This window comes from Pseudomonas brassicacearum (assembly GCF_003732225.1).
GTDB classification, from domain to species: domain Bacteria; phylum Pseudomonadota; class Gammaproteobacteria; order Pseudomonadales; family Pseudomonadaceae; genus Aquipseudomonas; species Aquipseudomonas brassicacearum_E.
In genome coordinates this window covers 234091-254373 of record NZ_MOBJ01000010.1, presented here as the reverse complement: position 1 = coordinate 254373, position 20283 = coordinate 234091, and the positions used below count along the sequence as shown (strand labels likewise).

The window sequence follows — 20283 nt, the reverse complement described above, 5'->3', positions numbered from 1 at the left end:
GGAGCTGCCGCAGGCTGCTCCTACGGGGTCCCACGGGGTAGCAGGTATCTGACCGTTCCCACGCGGGAGCGTGGGAACGATCATCTTTAGACTAGACCGCCATTGGCGCGGTCATGGGGGCGTGGTGTTCGTAGCCTTCCAGCGAGAAATCGCCCGGTTCGATCTGTTCCAGCCACTCTGGCTGGTACACGCCAGTCTTGGCGAACTCCGGCACACGCTCGGAAATCACCAGTTTGGGCATCGGGAACGGCTCGCGCTTGAGCTGTTCGTTGAGCATGTCCAGGTGGTTTTCGTAGACGTGGGCGTCACCGATGAAATAGGTGAACCAGCGCGGTGTGTAACCGGTCAGGCGACCGATCAGGCTCAGCAGCGCGGCGCCTTCGGTGAGGTTGAACGGCGTGCCCAGCCCCAGGTCGTTGGAACGGATGTAGAGCGTCAGGGAAATCTCTTTGGTCTCGACGTTCGGGTGGAACTGATACAGCAGATGGCATGGCGGCAGGGCCATTTCATCGAGCTGGGCGCAGTTCCAGCCGTGGAACAGGATACGGCGGCTGCCCGGGTCCTTGATGATGGTGTCGACGCACTGGCGAATCTGGTCGATCGCCTTGTACAGCACCACATAGGCCTGACCGTCTTCTTCGCCTTCGGCGATCTGCCGATAACCCTGGCTCAGCGTCTGCTCGATAGCCGCCTGATTGCTGACCGGGATCTGCTTGTACGCCGGCCATTTGCGCCATTGCACGCCGTAGATCTCGCCCAGGTCGTCTTCGCCCTGACGGAACGGGTTGGCCAGCCACTGGGCGTTTTCGTTGGCGTTCTGGTCCCAGACCTTGCAGCCCAACGCACGGAACTCGGCCGCGTTGTTCACGCCCCGCAGGAAACCGACCATCTCGCCGATGGCCGATTTGAAGGCCATCTTGCGGGTGGTGATCGCCGGGAAACCTTCTTTCAGGTCATAGCGCAGCATCGCGCCGGGAAAGCTGATGGTGTTCACGCCGGTACGGTTGGCTTGCTTGGTGCCGTTCTTGATGACGTGGGCGACCAGATCGAGATATTGCTTCATGAATTACCTGTGTCCTTGAACGCAGGGTCGTGACCCTGCGTTCCGAATGTAGAGCGCGGCGCCTTAAGACGCCGGAGTCACGGGAGCTGCCGGGGCGCGGTGGTACGCCAGCCAGAGCAGGAACAGCCCGCCGATGATCATCGGGATGCACAGAATCTGCCCCATGGTCACCCAGCCGAACGCCAGGTAGCCAAGTTGCGCATCCGGCACTCGCACCAGTTCGACCACAAACCGGAAGATCCCGTAGAACAGCGCAAACATCCCGGAGACCGCCATGGTCGGCCGCGGCTTGCGCGAGAACAGCCAAAGAATGACGAACAATGCCACGCCTTCGAGGGCGAACTGGTACAGCTGCGATGGGTGGCGCGGCAACTGCGCCGGATCGCTGAACGGTGGGAAGATCATTGCCCACGGCAAGTCGGTCGGCTTACCCCACAACTCGGCGTTGATGAAGTTGCCGATACGCCCGGCACCCAGGCCGATCGGTACCATCGGTGCGACGAAGTCCATCAGTTGGAAGAACGACTTGCCGTTCTTTTTGCCGAACCACAGGGCTGCCAGCATCACGCCGATGAACCCGCCATGGAACGACATGCCGCCCTTCCACACTTCAAAAATCAGCGTCGGGCTGGCGATGTAGGCGCTCAGATCGTAAAACAGTACATACCCGAGCCTGCCGCCGACTATCACCCCCATCGACATCCAGAAGATCATGTCGGAGAGCTTCTCTTTGGTCCAGGTCGGGTCGAAGCGGTTCAACCGACGCGACGCCAGCATCCAGGCGCCGCCGATGCCGATCAGGTACATCAGGCCGTACCAGTGGATTTTCAGCGGGCCGATGGCCAGGGCCACCGGGTCAATCTGCGGGTAAGGCAGCATTGCGACTCCTCGTTAGAGTTGAAACCTAAAATTCCTGGCGCGACCGTGCCACGCCGGGATTAAGCCAGGATTGCGGCGCGGCTCTTCGCAAAAAAGCTCAAAGCAAAAAGCTCAAGCCCACGCAAAACAGCAAAGCGGCAAACAGTCTTTTCAGCAAACGCGGCGACAGCTTGTGGGCCAGTCGCGCACCGATGCGGGCAAAGACCATGCTGGTCAGGGCGATCCCCAACAGCGCCGGTAAATAAATGAACCCGAGACTATGAGCCGGCAGACGTGGATCGTGCCAGCCCAGAATCATGAAACTTAATGCACTGACGAGCGCAATCGGCAGACCGCAAGCCGAAGACGTGGCCACCGCTTGCTGCATCGGCACACTGCGCCAGGTCAGAAACGGCACCGTCAGCGAGCCTCCGCCGACTCCGAATATCGCCGAAGCCCAGCCGATCACACTGCCGGCCAGGGTCAGACCGAACTTGCCGGGAACGGTTCGGCTGGCCTTGGGTTTGACCTCCAGCGCCAGTTGTACGGCAACGATCAACGCGAACACGCCGATGATCTTCTGCAAGTTCGGCCCCGAGATGGCTTCGGCCGTCAGCGCGCCAAAACCCGCACCGAGCAGAATGCCAAGGGTCATCCAGACAAAGATCGGCCAACGCACGGCACCGCGGCGCTGATGCTCGCGCACTGCGTTGACCGAGGTAAAGATGATCGTCGCCAACGACGTGCCGACCGCCAGGTGCGTCAGGATCGAGACATTGAAGCCTTGCAAGGTGAAACTGAACACCAGTACCGGGACGATGATGATCCCGCCACCCACTCCGAACAGCCCGGCCAGCACACCTGCACAGGCGCCCAGCCCCAGATAGAGCAGAAATTCCATGAGTGCATCCCGAAATAAGTGCGGCATGGTAACGGATGCATGGTCTCAAGCTCCACTGGATGGCGATGGATACCCGCCGGATCTGTGCGTAGAGTGGGCAAAAAAAGCCAAGAGGGATCACCCCATGTGCTTGATCGTCTTCGCCTGGCGGCCGGGTCACGCCCAACCGCTGATCGTCGCGGCCAACCGTGACGAGTTCTATGCGCGCCCCAGCCTGCCGCTGGCGAAATGGCCCGAAGCGCCGCAGGTTTACGCCGGGCGCGACCTGGAGGCCGGTGGCACCTGGCTGGGTATTGGCGCCGACGGGCGTTTCGCGGCATTGACCAACATCCGCAACCCGCACCAACCGCCAGCACGCAAATCGCGAGGCGAGCTGGTAGCGCGATTTCTGACCGGTAATTTGCCTATTGCTGAATATTTGGCCGACGTTGTCGACAGATCGCTGGAATATGCCGGGTTTAACCTGCTGATCGGTAATCGTCATGAGTTGTGGCACTACAACGCACGCGAGCCTGGGCCGGTCAAACTGCAATCAGGGATCCATGGGCTGTCGAATGCCGGGCTTGATACGCCGTGGCCGAAGGTGCTCAAGGCCAAGGCGGCGTTGAGTGAAGTATTGGCTGATCCGCAGCCACAGGCTTTGCTGGCCCTTTTAGGCGACCCGCAAACGGCGTCGTTCGCCGATTTGCCGGATACCGGCGTTGGGCTGGCGACCGAGAGTCTGTTGTCGAGCGTGTTTATTGCCAGCCCCATGTATGGCACGCGAGCGAGTACCGCGCTGATTGTTCAGGCGGACGGGACGCGGCTGATGGTCGAGCGCAGCTTCGGCCCGTATGGCGGGCATTTGGGGGAAGTGGAAGTCAGGGATTAGGCGGTGTTGGCACTGGCCTCATCGCGAGCAGGCTCGCTCCCACAGGGTTTTGTGTTGATCACAAAATAGTGAACCTACACAAATCCACTGTGGGAGCGAGCTTGCTCGCGATGGGTGCGCCACAGGCTCAGAGGGGCTTGATCGCGATGGGTGCGCCACAGGCTCAGAGGGGCTTGATCGCCGCCGGATTGATCATCCGCGCCAACCCAAGGTTCTTCAGCGCCAATTGCAGCGAGCTGTGGATCACTTGCGGGTTGTCGATGGTCATCAGCTCGGCAAGCAGGTCCCTGGCCCAGCTCAGGTTGATCTGGCGCAGCATCCACTTCACTTTCGGCAAGTTGGTGGCGTTCATCGACAGGCTGTCAAAACCCATCGCCATCAACAGCACCGCTGCCGCCGGGTCACCGGCCATCTCCCCGCAGATACTCACTGGCTTGCCTTCGGCATGCGCGTCACGCACCACGTTCTGCAAGGCTTGCAGCACCGCCGGGTGCAGGTAGTCGTAGAGATCGGCTACCCGCGGGTTATTACGGTCCACGGCCAGCAAGTACTGGGTCAGGTCGTTGGAGCCGACCGACAGGAAGTCCACCTGCCGCGCCAGTTCCTTGGTCTGATACACCGCTGCCGGAATCTCGATCATCACGCCAACCGGCGGCATCGGCACGTCGGTGCCTTCGTCGCGCACTTCACCCCAGGCGCGGTGAATCAGGTGCAGGGCTTCTTCCAGCTCATGGATACCGGAGATCATCGGCAACAGAATGCGCAGGTTGTTCAGGCCTTCACTGGCCTTGAGCATGGCGCGGGTCTGCACCAGGAAGATTTCCGGGTGGTCGAGGGTCACGCGAATCCCGCGCCAGCCGAGGAACGGGTTGTCTTCCTTGATCGGGAAGTACGACAGTGACTTGTCGCCGCCGATGTCCAGGCTGCGCATGGTCACCGGTTGCGGATGGAAGGCCGCGAGTTGCTCGCGATAAATCGCCAGCTGCTCCTTTTCGCTCGGGAAGCGCTGATTGATCATGAACGGCACTTCGGTGCGGTACAGACCCACGCCTTCGGCACCGCGCTTCTGCGCCCGCGCCACGTCCGCCAGCAGGCCGGTGTTGACCCACAGCGGCATGCGGTGACCATCGAGGGTCACGCACGGCAAATCGCGCAGCGCATCCAGCCCCAGCGCCAGTTGCTTCTCTTCTTCGACCACGTCGGCGAACTGCTTGCGCAGCACGTCGCTCGGGTTGGTGTAGACCTCGCCATGGTAGCCGTCGACGATCATCTGGATGCCGTCGACCTTGGAATACGGCAGATCGACCAGGCCCATCACCGTCGGGATGCCCATGGCTCGCGCCAGGATCGCCACGTGAGAGTTACCGGAACCGAGTACCGACACCAGCCCCACCAGCTTGCCTTCCGGCACCTCGCCGAGCATCGCCGGCGTCAGTTCTTCGCTGATCAGAATGGTGTTGTCGGGGTAGACCAGGGTCTGCTGACGTTCTTCCTGCAAGTAAGCCAGCAGGCGTCGACCGAGGTCTTTGACGTCGGACGCGCGCTCACGCAGGTAGGCGTCGTCCATCAATTCGAAACGGTTGACGTGATCGGTGACCACCTGACGCAGCGCGCCCTGGGCCCACTGGCCGGTCTTGATCACGGTGGTCACTTCGCTACCCAGCGAAGCGTCGTCGAGCATCATCAGGTAGACGTCGAACAGCGCCCGTTCTTCCGGCCGCAATTGCGTGGCGAGCTTGGCGGACAGCGCGCGCATGTCGGCGCGCACGCCTTCGATGGCAGTCTTGAACAGACCCAGCTCGGCATCGATGTCGGTGATGGTCTTGTCAGGCACCACGTCCAGATCGGCCGGCGGCAGCATGACCACCGCAGTACCGACCGCCGCACCGGGCGAACCGGGTACGCCGACAAACTTGGCTTCCTGGATGCCTTTGCCCTGACGCCCCAGACCACGGATTGAACCGGTGGCCTCGGCGTGGGCGATAACGCCCGCAAGCTGGGCGCTCATGGTCACCAGGAAGGCTTCTTCACCCTCGTCGAACTGACGACGTTCTTTTTGCTGGATGACCAACACGCCGACGACGCGGCGGTGGTGAATGATCGGGGCGCCGAGGAACGAGGCATACCGTTCTTCACCGGTTTCGGCGAAGTAGCGATAACGCGGGTGATCCGCGGCGTTTTCGAGGTTAAGGGGTTCTTCACGCGTGCCGACCAGGCCAACCAGACCTTCGTTGGGCGCCATGCTGACCTTGCCGATCGAGCGCTTGTTCAAGCCCTCGGTGGCCATCAGCACGAAGCGGTTGGTCTCAGGGTCGAGCAGGTAGACCGAGCAGACCTGGCTGCCCATGGCCTCTTTGACGCGCAATACAATAATCCCCAACGCCGCCTTGAGATCCTTGGCGGAGTTAACTTCCTGGACGATCTTGCGCAGCGTATTGAGCATGGCTCGGGGTCGAACTCCGTCGTCAGTCGCGCGCTAAAAGGCGCGGGGCAAGCTCTTTGAGAGCGCGGCGATAAACCTCGCGCTTGAATGTCACCACCTGGCCCAACGGATACCAATAACTGACCCAGCGCCAGCCATCGAACTCCGGTTTACCGGTCAAATCCATCCGCACCCGTTGCTCGTTAGAGACCAGGCGCAGGAGAAACCATTTCTGTTTCTGGCCGATGCACAACGGTTGGCTGTGCGTTCTGACCAGGCGTTGCGGCAAACGATAGCGCAACCAGCCCCGGGTGCAGGCGAGAATTTCAACATCTTCGCGCTCCAGCCCCACTTCTTCGTTCAACTCGCGGTACAAGGCGTCTTCCGGCGTCTCCTGAGGGTTGATACCACCTTGAGGAAACTGCCAGGCATCTTGATTGATACGGCGAGCCCATAGCACCTGGCCAGCATCATTCGTGAGAATGATCCCGACATTGGGGCGGAAACCATCGGGGTCGATCACGGCAGCAACCTCGCAAACGCATGTCGCCGCATTGTTCCACAAAGGTTGTGAAGGCGGCAACGAAGCTTCCTACGTTATGTGCACTCTTGTGAAAAGACCGTATTCTGGACGCCTTTTTACAGACTTATCAGCGAGTAACTGCAATGCGTCTGGCTTTATTCGACTTGGACAACACACTTTTGGGCGGCGACAGCGATCACGCGTGGGGCGATTACCTGTGTGAGAAGGGCTTCCTCGACGCCGTTGCCTATAAAGCACGCAACGACGAGTTCTACCAGGACTACCTGGCCGGCAAGCTGGACAACGCCGCGTACCTGAACTTTTGCCTGGAAGTGCTCGGTCGTACCGAGATGGCCGTGCTCGACGAATGGCACCGCAACTACATGCGCGACTGCATCGAACCGATCATATTGCCCAAGGGCCTCGAGTTGCTGGCCAAGCACCGGGCGGCCGGCGACAAGCTGGTGATCATTACCGCCACCAACCGTTTCGTCACAGGGCCGATTGCCCAGCGTCTGGGCGTTGAAACCCTGATTGCCACTGAATGCGAAATGATCGACGGTCGCTATACAGGACGCAGCACCGACGTGCCGTGCTTCCGTGAAGGCAAGGTGACGCGCTTGAATCGCTGGCTGGAAGAGACCGGCATGTCGCTCGAAGACAGCTATTTCTATAGCGATTCGATGAATGATCTGGCGTTGCTGGAGGAAGTGGCAAACCCGGTGGCCGTGGACCCGGACCCGAATTTGCGGGCCGAGGCTGAAAAACGCGGCTGGCCGGTAATGTCGTTGCGCGACTGAATACGCCATCGCGAGCAAGCTCGCTCCCACAGGGGATTTGTGTCGATCACAGATCCAGTGTGGGAGCGAGCTTGCTCGCGATGGGGCCAACCCGGTATCAGGCCTTAAACCGGTTTGGCGCCCATCAACCCGGCAATCGCGATAAAGCAGACAAAACTGAACAACGCCAAGGCAAACGTAAACTTGCCACTGCCCCCCGGCGCCACGCGCAGCTTGTTAAGCCGCACCAGCAGCCAGAACACCGCCAGCGCGCCGACGGTGTAGATCAGGCTGGAGCTCAGAATCCAGATCTGCCCCAACGGCCAGCCCACCAGATGCACCATCCACCATCCCGTGAACGGCATGCTCAGCAACGCCAGGCCCATCACCAACCAGACAAACACCCACGGCCGCTGCAACGTGCGCGTGTGTGCCGTCACGTCACCGTTACGGCGAGCGCGCCAGACCCAGATCGCCAGCCCCAACGCGCCGACCAGCAACAGTACGGTCGCCAGGACATGTGCAATTTTCAGGGCGGTTAACGTTTCCATTGTTCGATTTCCTTATGGATTGCCCATCAGCGTAGACGCTCAGCCGAGGAACAGCTTATACGCCGGGTTGTCGCTCTCATCCCAGTACGGGTAGCCGATTTCTGCCAGCGCTGCTGGCACCAGATGGCGCTCTTCGTGCGGCACTTGCAGACCGGCGACCACCCGACCATCGGCCGCGCCGTGGTTGCGGTAGTGAAACATCGAGATGTTCCAGCGTCCGCCAAGCTTGTGAAGGAAGTTGAACAGTGCGCCCGGACGCTCCGGGAACTCGAAGCGCAATACCACTTCATCGACGACATGTGCCGCACGGCCGCCCACCATGTGGCGAATGTGCAACTTGGCCAGTTCGTTGTCGGTCAGGTCGAGCACCGGGAAGCCCTGCTCGGTCAGACTGGCGACCAGCGCGCTGCGTGGATCGTTTTCCGGGTGCGTCTGCACACCGACAAAAATGTGCGCTTCGCTGCCGGTGTTGTAGCGGTAGTTGAATTCGGTGATCTGGCGCTTGCCGATGGCTTCGCAGAACGCCTTGAAGCTGCCCGGTTTCTCCGGGATGGTCACGGCGATGATCGCTTCACGGCCTTCACCCAGCTCGGCGCGCTCGGCGACGTGACGCAGACGGTCGAAGTTGACGTTGGCGCCAGAGTCGATAGCCACCAGGGTCTGCCCGGTGACGCCGCGCAACTCGACGTACTTTTTGATCCCGGCCACGCCCAGGGCGCCGGCAGGCTCAGTGATCGAGCGAGTGTCGTCGTAGATATCCTTGATCGCCGCACAGATCTCGTCGGTGCTGACGGTGATCACTTCATCGACGTAGTCTTTGCAGATCTCGAAGGTGTGCTGGCCGATCTGCGCCACCGCCACGCCATCGGCAAAGATCCCCACGGTTGGCAGTACCACGCGTTCGCCGGCTGCCATGGCCGCTTGCAGGCAGTTGGAGTCGTCCGGCTCAACGCCGATGATCTTGATCTCGGGTCGCAGGTACTTCACGTACGCCGCGATCCCGGCGATCAAACCGCCACCGCCCACCGGGACAAAAATTGCATCAATCGGGCCCGGGTGCTGGCGCAGTATCTCCATCGCCACGGTGCCCTGCCCGGCAATGGTGTGCGGATCATCGTAAGGGTGGATGTAGACGTAGCCCTTTTCGTCGACCAGTTTCAGCGAATAGGCCAGGGCTTCCGGGAAAGAATCACCGTGCAGCACCACTTTGCCGCCGCGTGAACGCACGCCTTCGACCTTGATCTCGGGGGTGGTCTTGGGCATGACGATGGTCGCTTTCACGCCCAACACCTTGGCCGCCAGCGCCAGACCCTGCGCATGGTTACCCGCCGACGCGGTGACCACGCCACGTGCGCGTTCTTCATCGCTCAATTGGGTCAGCTTGTTGTAAGCGCCGCGAATCTTGAACGAGAACACTGGCTGCAAGTCTTCGCGCTTGAGCCAAATCCTGTTGCCCAGCCGCTCGGAGAGCTGGCGAGCAGTCTGCAATGGGGTTTCTATGGCAACGTCATAAACGCGCGAGGTGAGGATCTTTTTGACGTACTGTTCGAGCATCGGAAAGCATCACTGAGCGGGTTGGGCAGGACCAAGGAGTCTAACCCGGCTTTTGGCCAGGCGACCACACTAAACAGGCGGTTTTAAGGACGCCGGAAAAGATCGCAGCCTTCGGCAGCTCCTACAGAATATCCGCGGGCACCCGTAGGAGCCGCCGAAGGCTGCGATCTTTTGACCCGCCAATCGGACAATGACCTTCCCTGCCCCGCAGCCTATAATGCCGGCCTTCAGTTCCCCTTGCCCGCTTTCGGAGCCCGCATGACCCAGGATCAACTCAAACAGGCAGTGGCTCAGGCCGCCGTCGATTTCATCCTTCCAAAACTCGACGACAAGAGCATCGTCGGGGTCGGCACCGGCTCCACCGCCAACTGTTTCATCGATGCGCTGGCCCTGCACAAGGGTGCCTTCGACGGCGCGGTTGCCAGCTCCGAAGCCACCGCCGCGCGCCTCAAGGGCCACGGCATTCCGGTGTATGAGCTCAACACCGTCAGCGACCTGGAGTTCTACGTCGATGGCGCCGATGAAAGCGACGAGCACCTGAATTTGATCAAGGGTGGCGGCGCCGCCCTGACCCGCGAGAAGATCGTTGCAGCCGTGGCCAAGACTTTCATCTGCATCGCCGACGCCAGCAAACTGGTACCGGTCCTGGGCGCGTTCCCGCTGCCGGTCGAAGTGATCCCGATGGCCCGCAGCCACGTGGCCCGCGAGCTGGTGAAACTCGGCGGCGACCCGGTTTACCGCGAAGGCGTGTTGACCGACAACGGCAACATCATCCTCGACGTGTTCAACATGCAGATCACCAACCCGGTGGAGCTTGAGACCCAAATCAACGCCATCGTCGGCGTGGTCACCAACGGCCTGTTCGCTGCCCGTCCGGCAGACTTGCTGCTGCTGGGCACGAGCGAAGGCGTGAAAACCCTGCGCGCCGAGTAAGACGAACACATTATTGTGATGCCTCCTGTGGGAGCGAGCTTGCTCGCGATAGCGGTGTGACAGTCGACATGGATGTTGAATGTTATGACCTCATCGCGAGCAAGCTCGCTCCCACATTGGTTTTGTGGTGTTGGTCAGGGCTGTGGTTTCTTGAAGATGTAAAACAGGTTGGGCTCGCTGACCAGGTACAGCGTGCCGCTGTGGTCCATGGCGATGCCTTCAGCTTGCGGCACGGTCTTTTGTAACCCCTGACGCCCCTCGTTCAGCGACATCGTGCTCAACGGCCGACCGTCGATATCCAGTTCCAGCACCAGATGCGACTCATCCGACAGCGCCAGTAAATGGCCGCTGTGTTCGTCATATTGCAGGCTCGACAGGTCGCGCACGAACAGCCCGGCATCGCGCTTGGGGTTGTTGACCACGTGCACCGCGTAGGACTTCTCCGGGTTGTAATGCGGGAAACCCTGCACTTCATAGATCAGCATCGGGTCGCGCTCCTTGGCGACGAACAGCCGCTTGCCCACCGAATCATAGGCCAGGCCTTCAAAACCTTTATTGGTGCCCATGTGCACTCCCAGGGTCATCTGCTCGGCATCCGCGGCATCCAGAAACGTCGTTTCATCCTTCAGATGAATCTTGATCAGGCGCTGCTGGTACTCATCGGCGATCACATAGGTGTCGGCGCTGATGAACTCCACCGCCTCCGGGTCGCCAAAGCCGATCAACTTCACACGGCGCAAGATTCGCCCGTCGAGGGAGAGCTCGATCAGCTCGGCGTTTTTATTGGTCACGGTGAACAGGCTTTTGCGCACCGGATCAAAGGTCAGCGCCGAAACGTCAGCGGCCAGCCCTTCGATGACCTTCGCCTCGACGACCACCTGGTAATCATCGAGCGCGATGGACTGACCGTCGGCCGGATGCAACCAGGCTTGCAGGTTGAACCAGCCGCGCTCGAACAGTCGATAATGTTGCCCAGCCGCGCCCAGCGCCACGACGGTAGCGAAGAGCACGATCAGGACTCGGTTTTGCGGTTTAGCGAACACTGCTCTTGAAGCTGCCGGCGCCCGGCAGTTCCAGCACCAGTTCATCGCCCACGTTCAACGGACCAACGCCCGCCGGGGTGCCGGTCATGATCACGTCACCGGCTTGCAGCGAGAAGCAGCCTGCCATGTACTGGATCATTGGCACGATCGGGTTGAGCATCGCGCTGCTGTTGCCGTCCTGGCGAACTTCACCGTTGATGGTCAGCCGGATACCGATGTCGGTCAGGTCCGCGAAGGTGCTGCTGACTACGAACGGCGCCAGCACGCAGGCGCCGTCGAACGACTTGGCGATTTCCCATGGCAGACCTTTGGATTTCAGCTCGGCCTGCTTGTCGCGCAAGGTCAGGTCCAGCCCCGGTGCAAACCCGGAAATCGCGTCCAGCACTTCTTCGCGGCTCGGTTTGGTCGACAACGGCTTGCCGATCAATACCGCGATTTCTGCCTCGTAGTGCACCGAGCCACGCTCGGTCGGAATCGCAAAACCACCTTCCAGCGGCACCACGCAACTGCCCGGCTTGATGAACAACAGCGGCTCGGTCGGCACCGGGTTATCCAGCTCCTTGGCGTGTTCGGCGTAGTTACGCCCGATGCACACCACTTTCCCGACCGGGAAATGAATACGCGTACCGTCGACATACTGGTGCTGATAGCTCATTACCGACTCCTTCCTTATTGATTCATCAGGTACAGCGGCTTCAAACAGCGAAGATCTTGCCCGGATTCATGATGCCGTTCGGGTCGAACACCGCTTTGACGGCTTTCATGTATTCGATTTCAACTGGCGAACGACTGTACGTCAGGTAATCACGCTTGGTCATGCCCACGCCATGCTCGGCGGAGATCGAGCCGTTGTACTTCTCGACAGTTTCGAACACCCACTTGTTGACGGTCGCGCACTTGGCGAAGAACTCGTCCTTGCTGAGGTTTTCCGGCTTGAGGATGTTCAAGTGCAGGTTGCCGTCGCCGATGTGGCCGAACCAGACGATTTCGAAATCCGGGTAGTGTTCACCGACGATCGCGTCGATTTCCTTCAGGAATGCCGGCACTTTCGACACAGTGACCGAAATGTCGTTCTTGTACGGCGTCCAGTGGGAGATCGTCTCGGAGATGTATTCGCGCAGTTTCCAGAGGTTTTGCAGCTGCGATTCGCTCTGGCTCATCACGCCATCCAGCACCCAGCCCTCTTCGACGCAGTGTTCGAAGGTTTCCAGGGCATGGTTGGCCACTTCCTCGGTGGTCGCTTCGAATTCCAGCAGCGCGTAGAACGGGCAATCGGATTCGAACGGCGCCGGCACGTCGCCGCGCGCGAGGACTTTGGCCAGGGCCTTGTCGGAGAAAAACTCGAATGCGGTCAGGTCGAGCTTGCTCTGGAACGCGTGCAACACCGGCATGATCGAGTCGAAATCGGCGGTGCCGAGGACCATCGCGGTGAGGTTTTTCGGGGCGCGATCAAGGCGCATGGTCGCTTCGACCACAAAACCCAGGGTGCCTTCGGCGCCGATGAACAGCTGACGGAGGTCGTAACCGGTGGCGTTCTTGATCAGGTCGCGGTTCAGTTCCAGCAGGTCGCCCTTGCCGGTCACGACTTTCATGCCAGCGACCCAGTTACGGGTCATGCCGTAGCGAATCACCTTGATCCCGCCGGCATTGGTGCCGATATTGCCGCCGATCTGGCTCGAACCGGCAGAAGCGAAGTCCACCGGGTAGTACAGGCCGTGCTCTTCGGCACGATTTTGCAGTTGTTCAGTGACCACGCCCGGCTGGCAGACCGCAGTACGGTCGGTCAGGTTCACGTCGAGGATCTGGTTCATATAGTCGAAGGAAACCACCACTTCGCCATTGGCCGCCACGGCAGCCGCGGACAGCCCGGTGCGTCCGCCGGACGGCACCAGCGCAATCGTGTGCTCATTCGCCCAACGGACGATAGCCTGGACCTGTTCGGTGGTCTTGGGGAACACGATGGCCGTCGGGGCCGGGGCGAAATGCTTGGTCCAATCCTTACCGTAAGCATTCAGGGAGTCGGCATCGGTCAGCACCTTGCCAGGCTCAACCAGGGTCTTCAGCTCTTCAATCAGGGCGGGATTGGTCATCGACAGAACTCTCGAACAATTCATGGTCATCCTGAGTACGCTTCACGTCGCAGGAATGAGTGTTTGCGGGGTGCATATGCTAGCATACCGCCCCCGCAGGATAGTGCCCAAAGGCTGTTCTGCGGCGACGGCTTTCCTGCCGTCCGGGTCAGCGTCTGCTGGCCACTTCCCTGCCATTTTTCTCCGGGACACAGGTTTACGCAGATGAGCAAGACTTCTCTCGATAAGAGCAAGATCAAGTTCCTTCTTCTCGAAGGCGTCCACCAATCGGCTGTCGACGTCCTCAAGACGGCGGGCTACACCAGCATCGAGTACCTGACGGGTTCTCTGCCGGAAGCCCAGCTGAAGGAAAAGATCGCTGATGCTCACTTCATCGGCATTCGCTCCCGCACTCAACTGACCGAAGAAATCTTCGATCACGCGAAGAAACTGGTGGCTGTCGGCTGTTTCTGCATCGGCACCAACCAGGTCGACCTCAATGCTGCTCGCGAACGCGGCATCGCGGTCTTCAACGCACCGTACTCCAACACCCGTTCGGTGGCCGAACTGGTGCTGGCCGAAGCGATCCTGTTGCTGCGCGGCATCCCTGAGAAGAACGCTTCCTGCCACCGTGGCGGCTGGATCAAAAGCGCGGCCAACTCCTTCGAAATCCGCGGCAAGAAGCTGGGTATCGTCGGTTACGGCTCGATCGGCACTCAACTGTCGGTCCTGGCTGAAGGCCTGGGCATGCAGGTGTACTTCTACGACACCGTGACCAAGCTGCCTCTGGGTAACGCCACCCAGGTCGGCAACCTGCACGAGCTGCTGGGCATGTCCGACATCGTGACCCTGCACGTACCGGAAACCGCTGCCACCCAATGGATGATCGGCGAGAAGGAAATCCGCGCCATCAAGAAGGGCGGAATCCTGATCAACGCTGCTCGCGGCACCGTGGTCGAGCTGGACGCCCTGGCGGACGCGATCAAGGACAAGCACCTGATCGGCGCGGCCATCGACGTATTCCCGGTGGAGCCACGCTCCAACGACGAAGAGTTCGCAAGCCCGCTGCGTGGCCTGGACAACGTGATCCTGACCCCGCACATCGGCGGCTCCACCGCTGAAGCGCAAGCCAACATCGGCCTGGAAGTGGCTGAGAAACTGGTCAAGTACAGCGACAACGGTACGTCGGTGTCCTCGGTCAACTTCCCGGAAGTGGCCCTGCCGGCTCACCCTGGCAAGCACCGTTTGCTGCACATCCACGAGAACATCCCGGGTGTGATGAGCGAAATCAACAAGGTTTTCGCCGAAAACGGTATCAACATTTCCGGTCAGTTCCTGCAGACCAACGAGAAAGTCGGCTACGTCGTGATCGACGTCGACGCCGAATACTCGGACCTGGCGCAAGAGAAGCTGCAGCACATCAACGGCACTATTCGTTGCCGCGTGTTGTTCTAACGCTCAAGCGTCAATGAAAAGGGAGACCCTCGGGTCTCCCTTTTTTATACCTGTGAAACGACTTACTTCACGGTCACGGTGATTTTTTTCGAGACAATCGGCGCGTCGAACGGCACGTGGTTCTTGTCGCCCAGCTCCAGTTGCAAGGTGTGCTTGCCCGGCGTCAGGGTCACCTCGGTTTCAGTCTGGGCCTTGCCGAAATGCAGGTGGTTGGCGTCCGCCGGGATCGGCATGTTCTCGGCCGGCAATTTGTCGACGTCGATCAGCAGGTGGTGGTGACCGGTGTGTACGGTCTGGTCGCCGGCTGGCGCCAGGGCAATGCCCTCAACCGCGAATCTGACCTTGAAGGTTTTGTCCACGGTCGCACCGTCCGCCGGAGAGACGATATACACCTTCGCACCCGCAGGGGCATTGGTGCGGGGGACGTCCGCGGCGCTCGCCAGCATCGAAGCGCTGAGCATCAGACCGGCGAGAACTGCACGTGACATAAAGGTTTTCATTCTTTTCTCCAGTTTTGAACTTAATCTCTACGGTTGTGACAACTTCGTCGCAATTCGTTGTCGAAGCTCCTCAACACCATAGCAAAGCGCACCGAAACAGCGCGTCGCACATAATGAATTCAAGGAGTGACCATGCGCTTTCTGCCTGGCCTGATACTTTTACTGCCCCTTTTGAGCCCTTTTGCTCACGCTGAACTGATCGATGATGTAAACGACCGAGGCGAGTTGCGCATTGCCCTTGAAGCCAACACACCACCGTTCAATTTCAAGGAAGACGGCAAGCTCAGCGGCTTCGAGATCGAACTGGGCCAACTGCTGGCCGTTGAGCTGGATGTGCGCGCCGACTTCGTTGTCACCGATTCAACCGATCTGCTGCCGGGGGTCGAGAGCGGCAAGTACGACATCGCCATCAACCACATAGCACTGACCCCGGAGCTCAAGGATCGTTTCGACTTCAGCGAGCCTTATAGTTATTCAAGCGCACAATTGATCGTGCGCCAGGAAGAACAACGCCCGCTCGGCACTTTGCTGGCGCTCAAGGATGTGGCGGGCAAACAGCTCGACGCAGCCTTCAGCGATCGTTTGCTGATTCCCTACGCCCCCCGCGACAGTCGTCTACCGGTGAAAGAAGGTGCCAAGGTCGGCCCGACCCTGAGCCTGGCGATTCCGTTTCAGAAAGGTAATCCGGCGTTCCAGGCCAGCCTCGACCGGGCCCTGCAACGGATCAAGGCAGACGGCCGATTGATGGCGCTGTCGGAGAAGTGGTTCGGCATGGACGCGAGCCAACCGCCGAAACCGTAATCCAATGGAGATCCAATGTGGGAGCGAGCTTGCTCCGGGCGGCGATCCGACGATAGCGGCCTGACAGTCAACATCATTGTTGAATGTGATGCCCTCATCGCGAGCAAGCTCGCTCCCACATTAGTTATGTGAAGACTGTTGGATGAGTTGGGCCAATGCGAGCGCAGCCTCAGCCAACTCCAGTTCGCTGAACACCTGCACCCCATTGCGGGTCAACAAGGCCGCGGTGACACCCTCGCCGCTGACCTTGACCCCGCTGAAGGTCCCGTCATAGGTCAGCAGGTTGCCGCAGGACGGGCTATTGGCCTTAAGCACGGCGATGCGGATGGCGTGTTTTTGCACCAGTTGCAATGCCTGATGGGCGCCCGAGAGAAACTCGGCGCTGACGTCCTCGCCCTCGGTCGTTATCACTCGCGCAGTACCGTCGAGCACCTGAACGCCCTGCCCGCCAGGAATTTCCGCCGCTGCCCGAGGCGTTGGCAAACCGCCGGCAACTTCCGGGCACAAGGGAATCACCCGACCTTCGGCGATCCACTGTTCCAGTTGATTGAACGGCCCACTGGCCCCGCCGTCGTAACGTACGCGGTGGCCCAGCAGACAACGACTCACCAGAATTTTCTGCATGATCAGAACGGCTCGTTGCCGCGCCGGCGAAACCAGCCCGTCAATGACAGGCGCTCGCGGGTCGCAGGCAGGACTTCATGGGGCACTTCGCCCGACAGGAACACCACCAGGCAACCGCCGGTGGGCACCACATCGTGCTCTCTGCCCTCCTCCAGGTACATCCGCAGCTGGCCGCCATGTTCCGGCAGCCAGGCGTCGTTGAGGTAGATTACCGCCGAAACCATGCGCCGGTCGTCGTCACGAAAGCGGTCAACGTGCTTGAGGTAAAACGCACCCGGCGGGTACAGCGCGAAATGGCTTTCGAAATCCTCAAGCCCGAGAAACAACCCACGGTTCATTGCCTCGCGCAGACTGTCCATCAACCCCAGATAGCGGTCACAGGCGTCGACCTGCCCGGGCTCAAGCCACTGAATATGGTCGCCGCGAATGCCTTCACGAATCTCCGAGAAAGGTCCGCGTCCCACTGCCGCTGGCGCCAGTTCTCCCTCGGCCGCACGTTTACGGCACTCAGCCGCCAACTCCTGGGTCAGACCCAGAGGCAAGAAAATATTCTGCTGCGACCAGCCGCGTTCTGCCAGGTCGTCGACGATACGTAACAGCAGCGGGTGATCCGAGGGTATTTGCATGGCGCGCATAGTATTCCTGCGCCAGCAAATCCGACAGAGCCGTGTAGCGGAGGCTCGTCGGATAAGGTGATGACCCTGATACGAATTCTCGACAACCTGTGTTCGGCCCCGGAGAATAGTCGCCTGCCGACAGGAGTCCTTATGCGCCGTTTGCTTTTTTCACTGTTGATGCTCTGCACTTTGCCCACCTGGGCAGACGGCCACGACCAGTTGTACAAGGTCGCCGGTTGGCCAGACCAACGCGCGCATTTTAACGATGCCCTCGCCGCTGCCCAGCAGCGCTACCAAAGCAGCCTGCCGCCTGCGGTGTTCCAGGCCCTGGTCAATAACAGCAATCAGCGCTTTGCCCCGCAGGCCATGGACCGTCGGGCCGAAGCGCAACTGCGCAAAAACCTCGCCGACCCTACACCTGCGCTGGCGTTTTTCCAGTCGCCCCTGGGTCGCAAAATCATCGCCGCCGAGCTGCTGGCGACCCGCCGCGACCAGTTGGCAAAGAACGCCAAGGGCCTGCCGAAAGTCGAAGCCAGCGACACCCGTCAGTTGATCATTGGCCATTTGGCCCAGGCCCTGCCAGCGCGCGAAGCCGGGGCTGAAGTCAGCCTGGCGATTGCCGGCGTGGCGGCCGACAGCCTGAGCCAGATGATCCCCGGCCTGCTCGGCGGCGGTCAGGCCCAAGGCATGCTGAACGGCCAACGCCAGCGCTTGATGGAACAGATCGGCTCCGACTTGAACAACACCCTGCTCTACGTTTATCGCGACTTATCGGATGACGAACTGGAGGAGTTCGCCACGTTTGCCGAGTCCTCTGAAGGCAAGGCTTATTACCAGGCGGCGTTGGCGGCGATTCGGGCGGGATTGGCGGTGGGACAAAGCACGTCGAGTCTCAGCCAGTAAGCTTCGGTGCCCGGAAGATCGCCATCGCGAGCAAGCTCGCTCCCACACTGGATCGAGTCGTCAGTAAGTACGCGGTCAATTGTGGGAGCGAGCTTGCTCGCGATGGGGGCCCAACAGTCGCTAGAGATTCCGCCCTTTGATCCGCTTGGTCAAAAACCCGAAATACTCCTGGCGCAACGCCTGGGTTTCATTCGCCAGATGATGGCGGGCCTCGGGCAGTTTCAACACCTGCGGTCGATCGAACTTGCCCCCCAGCACTTCAAGGTTGTGTTCCCAATCCACCGTCATGTCCGCCTGCCCCTGAACGATCAGTGGCCGGCGATTGCTGCGCGGAGCCGCTTCGATACGCTTGATCCACCGCGCCAGAGCCCCAACCCAGGCAGTTGGTAAACGCAGCGGCTGTAGCGGATCGGCTTGCAGGAATGGCAAGAACGCCGGGTCGTTGGTGTTCTCGCTGAATCGCCGGGCGATGCCTTTGACGAAAGGCTTCATCAGGTGATAACTCAAGCGCGACCAGCCCCAGGAACGTGGTCGAACCAACGGAGAAAGCAACACCACCTGCCCTTGCGCCGGACTGTCTGCACCTTGGTTCAGCACATGATCGATAACAATCGCGCCACCTGTACTCTGCCCACACAGGTGCCAGGGTTGCGGCAGGTCCAGAGCGCGCGCCTCATCGAACAACCCTTGCAGCGCCGCCTGATACTCGGCGAAATCCTTGATGTTGGCGCGCTCGCCGCTGGACAGTCCATGCCCCGGCAAATCGCAGGCAATCACCACGAACCCTTGATCCAGAGCCCAGTCGATCACATGCCGGTAAAGGCCCATGTGATCGTAGAAACCGTGGAACACGAACATCGTCGCCACCGCCCGTTGTGGCCACCAGACCTGACTGACCAACTGATAACCACCGACCTTGAAACTGCCGAGCCCGCGCTTGACCGGCACGCTGCGCTGCGGGAAATCCAGCCCATAAAAATGCTGATAGGCCTGCGCTTCCTCCGACAACGGCTGCGCCTCGGCCAAGGGCCGCAGGCTGGCACGCAGATGATCGGGGTTGAAGGTCGCAGGCATGACGGATTTCCAGGCAAAGCGCGCAGCGCAAAACAGACTTTATAGGCCTGCGATATTCATCTGTCGCGGCAAGCATGGCAAGCTACGCGACCTTCAAGGATGGTTCCGCATGCGCCCGCACTACCGCACGACACTGCTTGCCAGCCTGCTCGCCCTTATGTGCGCCGGCATGCTGTGGGCCGCGTATGACTGGTTTCAGGGACGCTACCTGCGAGCGTTCAGCTCACACACAGCGGTGTTTTCCGGCGATCCGTTGAGCCTTCCCGCCAATCAGGCCGGCCCCGGCCCGATTCGCGTCGTGCATTTCTGGGACCCGGCCTGCCCGTGCAACGTCGGCAATCAACAGCATCTGGCCGAATTGCTTGAGCACTTTGTACCGCAAGGCGTCGAGTTTTATGCCGTCCAAAAGCCCGGCAGTCATGGTCAGTTACCCAGCACCTTGAGCCGCCTGAAAACCCTCGACGCCCTGCCGGGTTCCGAACAGATCCCCGCAAGCCCAGCGGTAGCGATCTGGGATCGCAGCGGCAAACTGGCGTATTTCGGGCCGTACAGCGAAGGCCTGACCTGCAATTCCAGCAACAGCTTTATCGAACCGATCCTCCAGGCACTGAGCGAAGACCGCCCGGTGAGCGCCACGCATACCCTCGCGGTGGGCTGCTACTGCCCGTGGGCGAAGGCCAACGAAACACGTTAGGGCATTCCGGACTTTTCAAGGAAGGTGATGCCCGGTACACAAGGTCTG

At 60.4% G+C, this 20283-nt stretch carries 21 protein-coding genes; 7 read left to right on the top strand and 14 right to left on the bottom strand.

Going from position 1 to position 20283, the window contains the following annotated elements; all coding sequences use genetic code 11:
- Window positions 1-91: 91 nt before the first annotated feature.
- From BK659_RS17850 to BK659_RS17840, 3 genes are all read right to left on the bottom strand, one after another.
- The gene (locus BK659_RS17850) at window positions 92-1063 is read right to left on the bottom strand and encodes a thymidylate synthase (RefSeq protein WP_123426308.1); all 972 of its coding nucleotides are present in this window, start codon (window positions 1061-1063) and stop codon (window positions 92-94) included.
- 63 nt (window positions 1064-1126) lie between these two features.
- Window positions 1127-1942, bottom strand: coding sequence for a prolipoprotein diacylglyceryl transferase (gene lgt / locus BK659_RS17845; RefSeq protein WP_123426307.1), 816 nt, complete (start codon window positions 1940-1942; stop codon window positions 1127-1129).
- A 97-nt stretch (window positions 1943-2039) separates the two neighbouring features.
- Window positions 2040-2822 (bottom strand): sulfite exporter TauE/SafE family protein, encoded by a 783-nt coding sequence (locus BK659_RS17840; RefSeq protein WP_123426306.1) that lies wholly within the window; start codon window positions 2820-2822, stop codon window positions 2040-2042.
- 124 nt (window positions 2823-2946) lie between these two features.
- On the opposite strand from BK659_RS17840, the gene BK659_RS17835 reads away from it, so the two are divergent.
- The gene (locus tag BK659_RS17835; protein ID WP_123426305.1) at window positions 2947-3693 is read left to right on the top strand and encodes an NRDE family protein; all 747 of its coding nucleotides are present in this window, start codon (window positions 2947-2949) and stop codon (window positions 3691-3693) included.
- Window positions 3694-3856: 163 nt separating this feature from the next.
- Here BK659_RS17835 and ptsP read toward each other — a convergent pair whose 3' ends face one another.
- Window positions 3857-6136 carry a phosphoenolpyruvate--protein phosphotransferase gene (gene ptsP / locus BK659_RS17830; RefSeq protein WP_123426304.1) on the bottom strand — a complete coding sequence of 760 codons (2280 nt, stop codon included), beginning with the start codon at window positions 6134-6136 and terminating at the stop codon, window positions 3857-3859.
- Window positions 6137-6158: 22 nt separating this feature from the next.
- Window positions 6159-6638: an RNA pyrophosphohydrolase gene (locus BK659_RS17825; protein WP_008064982.1), complete on the bottom strand. Its 480-nt coding sequence runs from the start codon at window positions 6636-6638 to the stop codon at window positions 6159-6161.
- A 143-nt stretch (window positions 6639-6781) separates the two neighbouring features.
- On the opposite strand from BK659_RS17825, the gene BK659_RS17820 reads away from it, so the two are divergent.
- Window positions 6782-7438, top strand: coding sequence for a histidinol-phosphatase (locus BK659_RS17820; protein ID WP_123426303.1), 657 nt, complete (start codon window positions 6782-6784; stop codon window positions 7436-7438).
- Between the two features lie 104 nt (window positions 7439-7542).
- On the opposite strand, the gene BK659_RS17815 is transcribed toward BK659_RS17820, so the two are convergent.
- Complete coding sequence (locus BK659_RS17815) at window positions 7543-7968, bottom strand: DUF2269 family protein (RefSeq protein ID WP_123426302.1); 426 nt, start codon at window positions 7966-7968, stop codon at window positions 7543-7545.
- Window positions 7969-8007: 39 nt separating this feature from the next.
- Entirely contained in the window at window positions 8008-9522 is a 1515-nt protein-coding gene (gene ilvA / locus BK659_RS17810) for a threonine ammonia-lyase, biosynthetic (RefSeq protein ID WP_123426301.1), read from the bottom strand.
- Window positions 9523-9780: 258 nt separating this feature from the next.
- Between ilvA and rpiA the strand changes: the two genes are divergently transcribed.
- The gene (rpiA, locus tag BK659_RS17805; RefSeq protein WP_123426300.1) at window positions 9781-10455 is read left to right on the top strand and encodes a ribose-5-phosphate isomerase RpiA; all 675 of its coding nucleotides are present in this window, start codon (window positions 9781-9783) and stop codon (window positions 10453-10455) included.
- A 134-nt stretch (window positions 10456-10589) separates the two neighbouring features.
- Here the strand turns inward: rpiA and BK659_RS17795 are convergent, their stop codons facing one another.
- From BK659_RS17795 to BK659_RS17785, 3 genes are read right to left on the bottom strand one after another with little or no spacing between them, the layout of a single operon-like run.
- Window positions 10590-11498 (bottom strand): SdiA-regulated domain-containing protein, encoded by a 909-nt coding sequence (locus tag BK659_RS17795; protein WP_404942537.1) that lies wholly within the window; start codon window positions 11496-11498, stop codon window positions 10590-10592.
- On the bottom strand, window positions 11488-12153 hold the full coding sequence (locus tag BK659_RS17790) for a fumarylacetoacetate hydrolase family protein (RefSeq protein ID WP_123426298.1): 666 nt from the start codon (window positions 12151-12153) through the stop codon (window positions 11488-11490). Before BK659_RS17790 ends, BK659_RS17795 begins: the two co-directional genes overlap by 11 nt.
- 40 nt (window positions 12154-12193) lie before the next feature.
- Entirely contained in the window at window positions 12194-13588 is a 1395-nt protein-coding gene (locus BK659_RS17785; protein WP_123426297.1) for an FAD-binding oxidoreductase, read from the bottom strand.
- 204 nt (window positions 13589-13792) lie between these two features.
- Between BK659_RS17785 and serA the strand changes: the two genes are divergently transcribed.
- A complete protein-coding gene (gene serA, locus BK659_RS17775) occupies window positions 13793-15022 on the top strand; it encodes a phosphoglycerate dehydrogenase (RefSeq protein ID WP_123426296.1) in 1230 nt (409 codons plus the stop codon).
- Window positions 15023-15084: 62 nt separating this feature from the next.
- Here the strand turns inward: serA and BK659_RS17770 are convergent, their stop codons facing one another.
- A complete protein-coding gene (locus BK659_RS17770) occupies window positions 15085-15522 on the bottom strand; it encodes a DUF4399 domain-containing protein (protein WP_123426295.1) in 438 nt (145 codons plus the stop codon).
- 132 nt (window positions 15523-15654) lie between these two features.
- Here BK659_RS17770 and BK659_RS17765 point away from each other — a divergent pair, with 132 nt between their 5' ends.
- The gene (locus tag BK659_RS17765) at window positions 15655-16323 is read left to right on the top strand and encodes a transporter substrate-binding domain-containing protein (RefSeq protein ID WP_123426294.1); all 669 of its coding nucleotides are present in this window, start codon (window positions 15655-15657) and stop codon (window positions 16321-16323) included.
- A 120-nt stretch (window positions 16324-16443) separates the two neighbouring features.
- On the opposite strand, the gene BK659_RS17760 is transcribed toward BK659_RS17765, so the two are convergent.
- Window positions 16444-16947 (bottom strand): 2-thiouracil desulfurase family protein, encoded by a 504-nt coding sequence (locus tag BK659_RS17760; protein WP_123426293.1) that lies wholly within the window; start codon window positions 16945-16947, stop codon window positions 16444-16446.
- Window positions 16948-16949: 2 nt separating this feature from the next.
- Window positions 16950-17582 carry a 2OG-Fe(II) oxygenase gene (locus tag BK659_RS17755; protein ID WP_123426292.1) on the bottom strand — a complete coding sequence of 211 codons (633 nt, stop codon included), beginning with the start codon at window positions 17580-17582 and terminating at the stop codon, window positions 16950-16952.
- Window positions 17583-17714: 132 nt separating this feature from the next.
- On the opposite strand from BK659_RS17755, the gene BK659_RS17750 reads away from it, so the two are divergent.
- Entirely contained in the window at window positions 17715-18467 is a 753-nt protein-coding gene (locus BK659_RS17750) for a DUF2059 domain-containing protein (protein WP_123426291.1), read from the top strand.
- Window positions 18468-18587: 120 nt separating this feature from the next.
- Here BK659_RS17750 and bipL read toward each other — a convergent pair whose 3' ends face one another.
- On the bottom strand, window positions 18588-19541 hold the full coding sequence (gene bipL / locus BK659_RS17745; protein ID WP_123426290.1) for a phospholipase BipL: 954 nt from the start codon (window positions 19539-19541) through the stop codon (window positions 18588-18590).
- 109 nt (window positions 19542-19650) lie between these two features.
- Here bipL and BK659_RS17740 point away from each other — a divergent pair, with 109 nt between their 5' ends.
- Window positions 19651-20235, top strand: coding sequence for a DUF6436 domain-containing protein (locus BK659_RS17740; RefSeq protein ID WP_123426289.1), 585 nt, complete (start codon window positions 19651-19653; stop codon window positions 20233-20235).
- Window positions 20236-20283 lie beyond the last annotated feature (48 nt).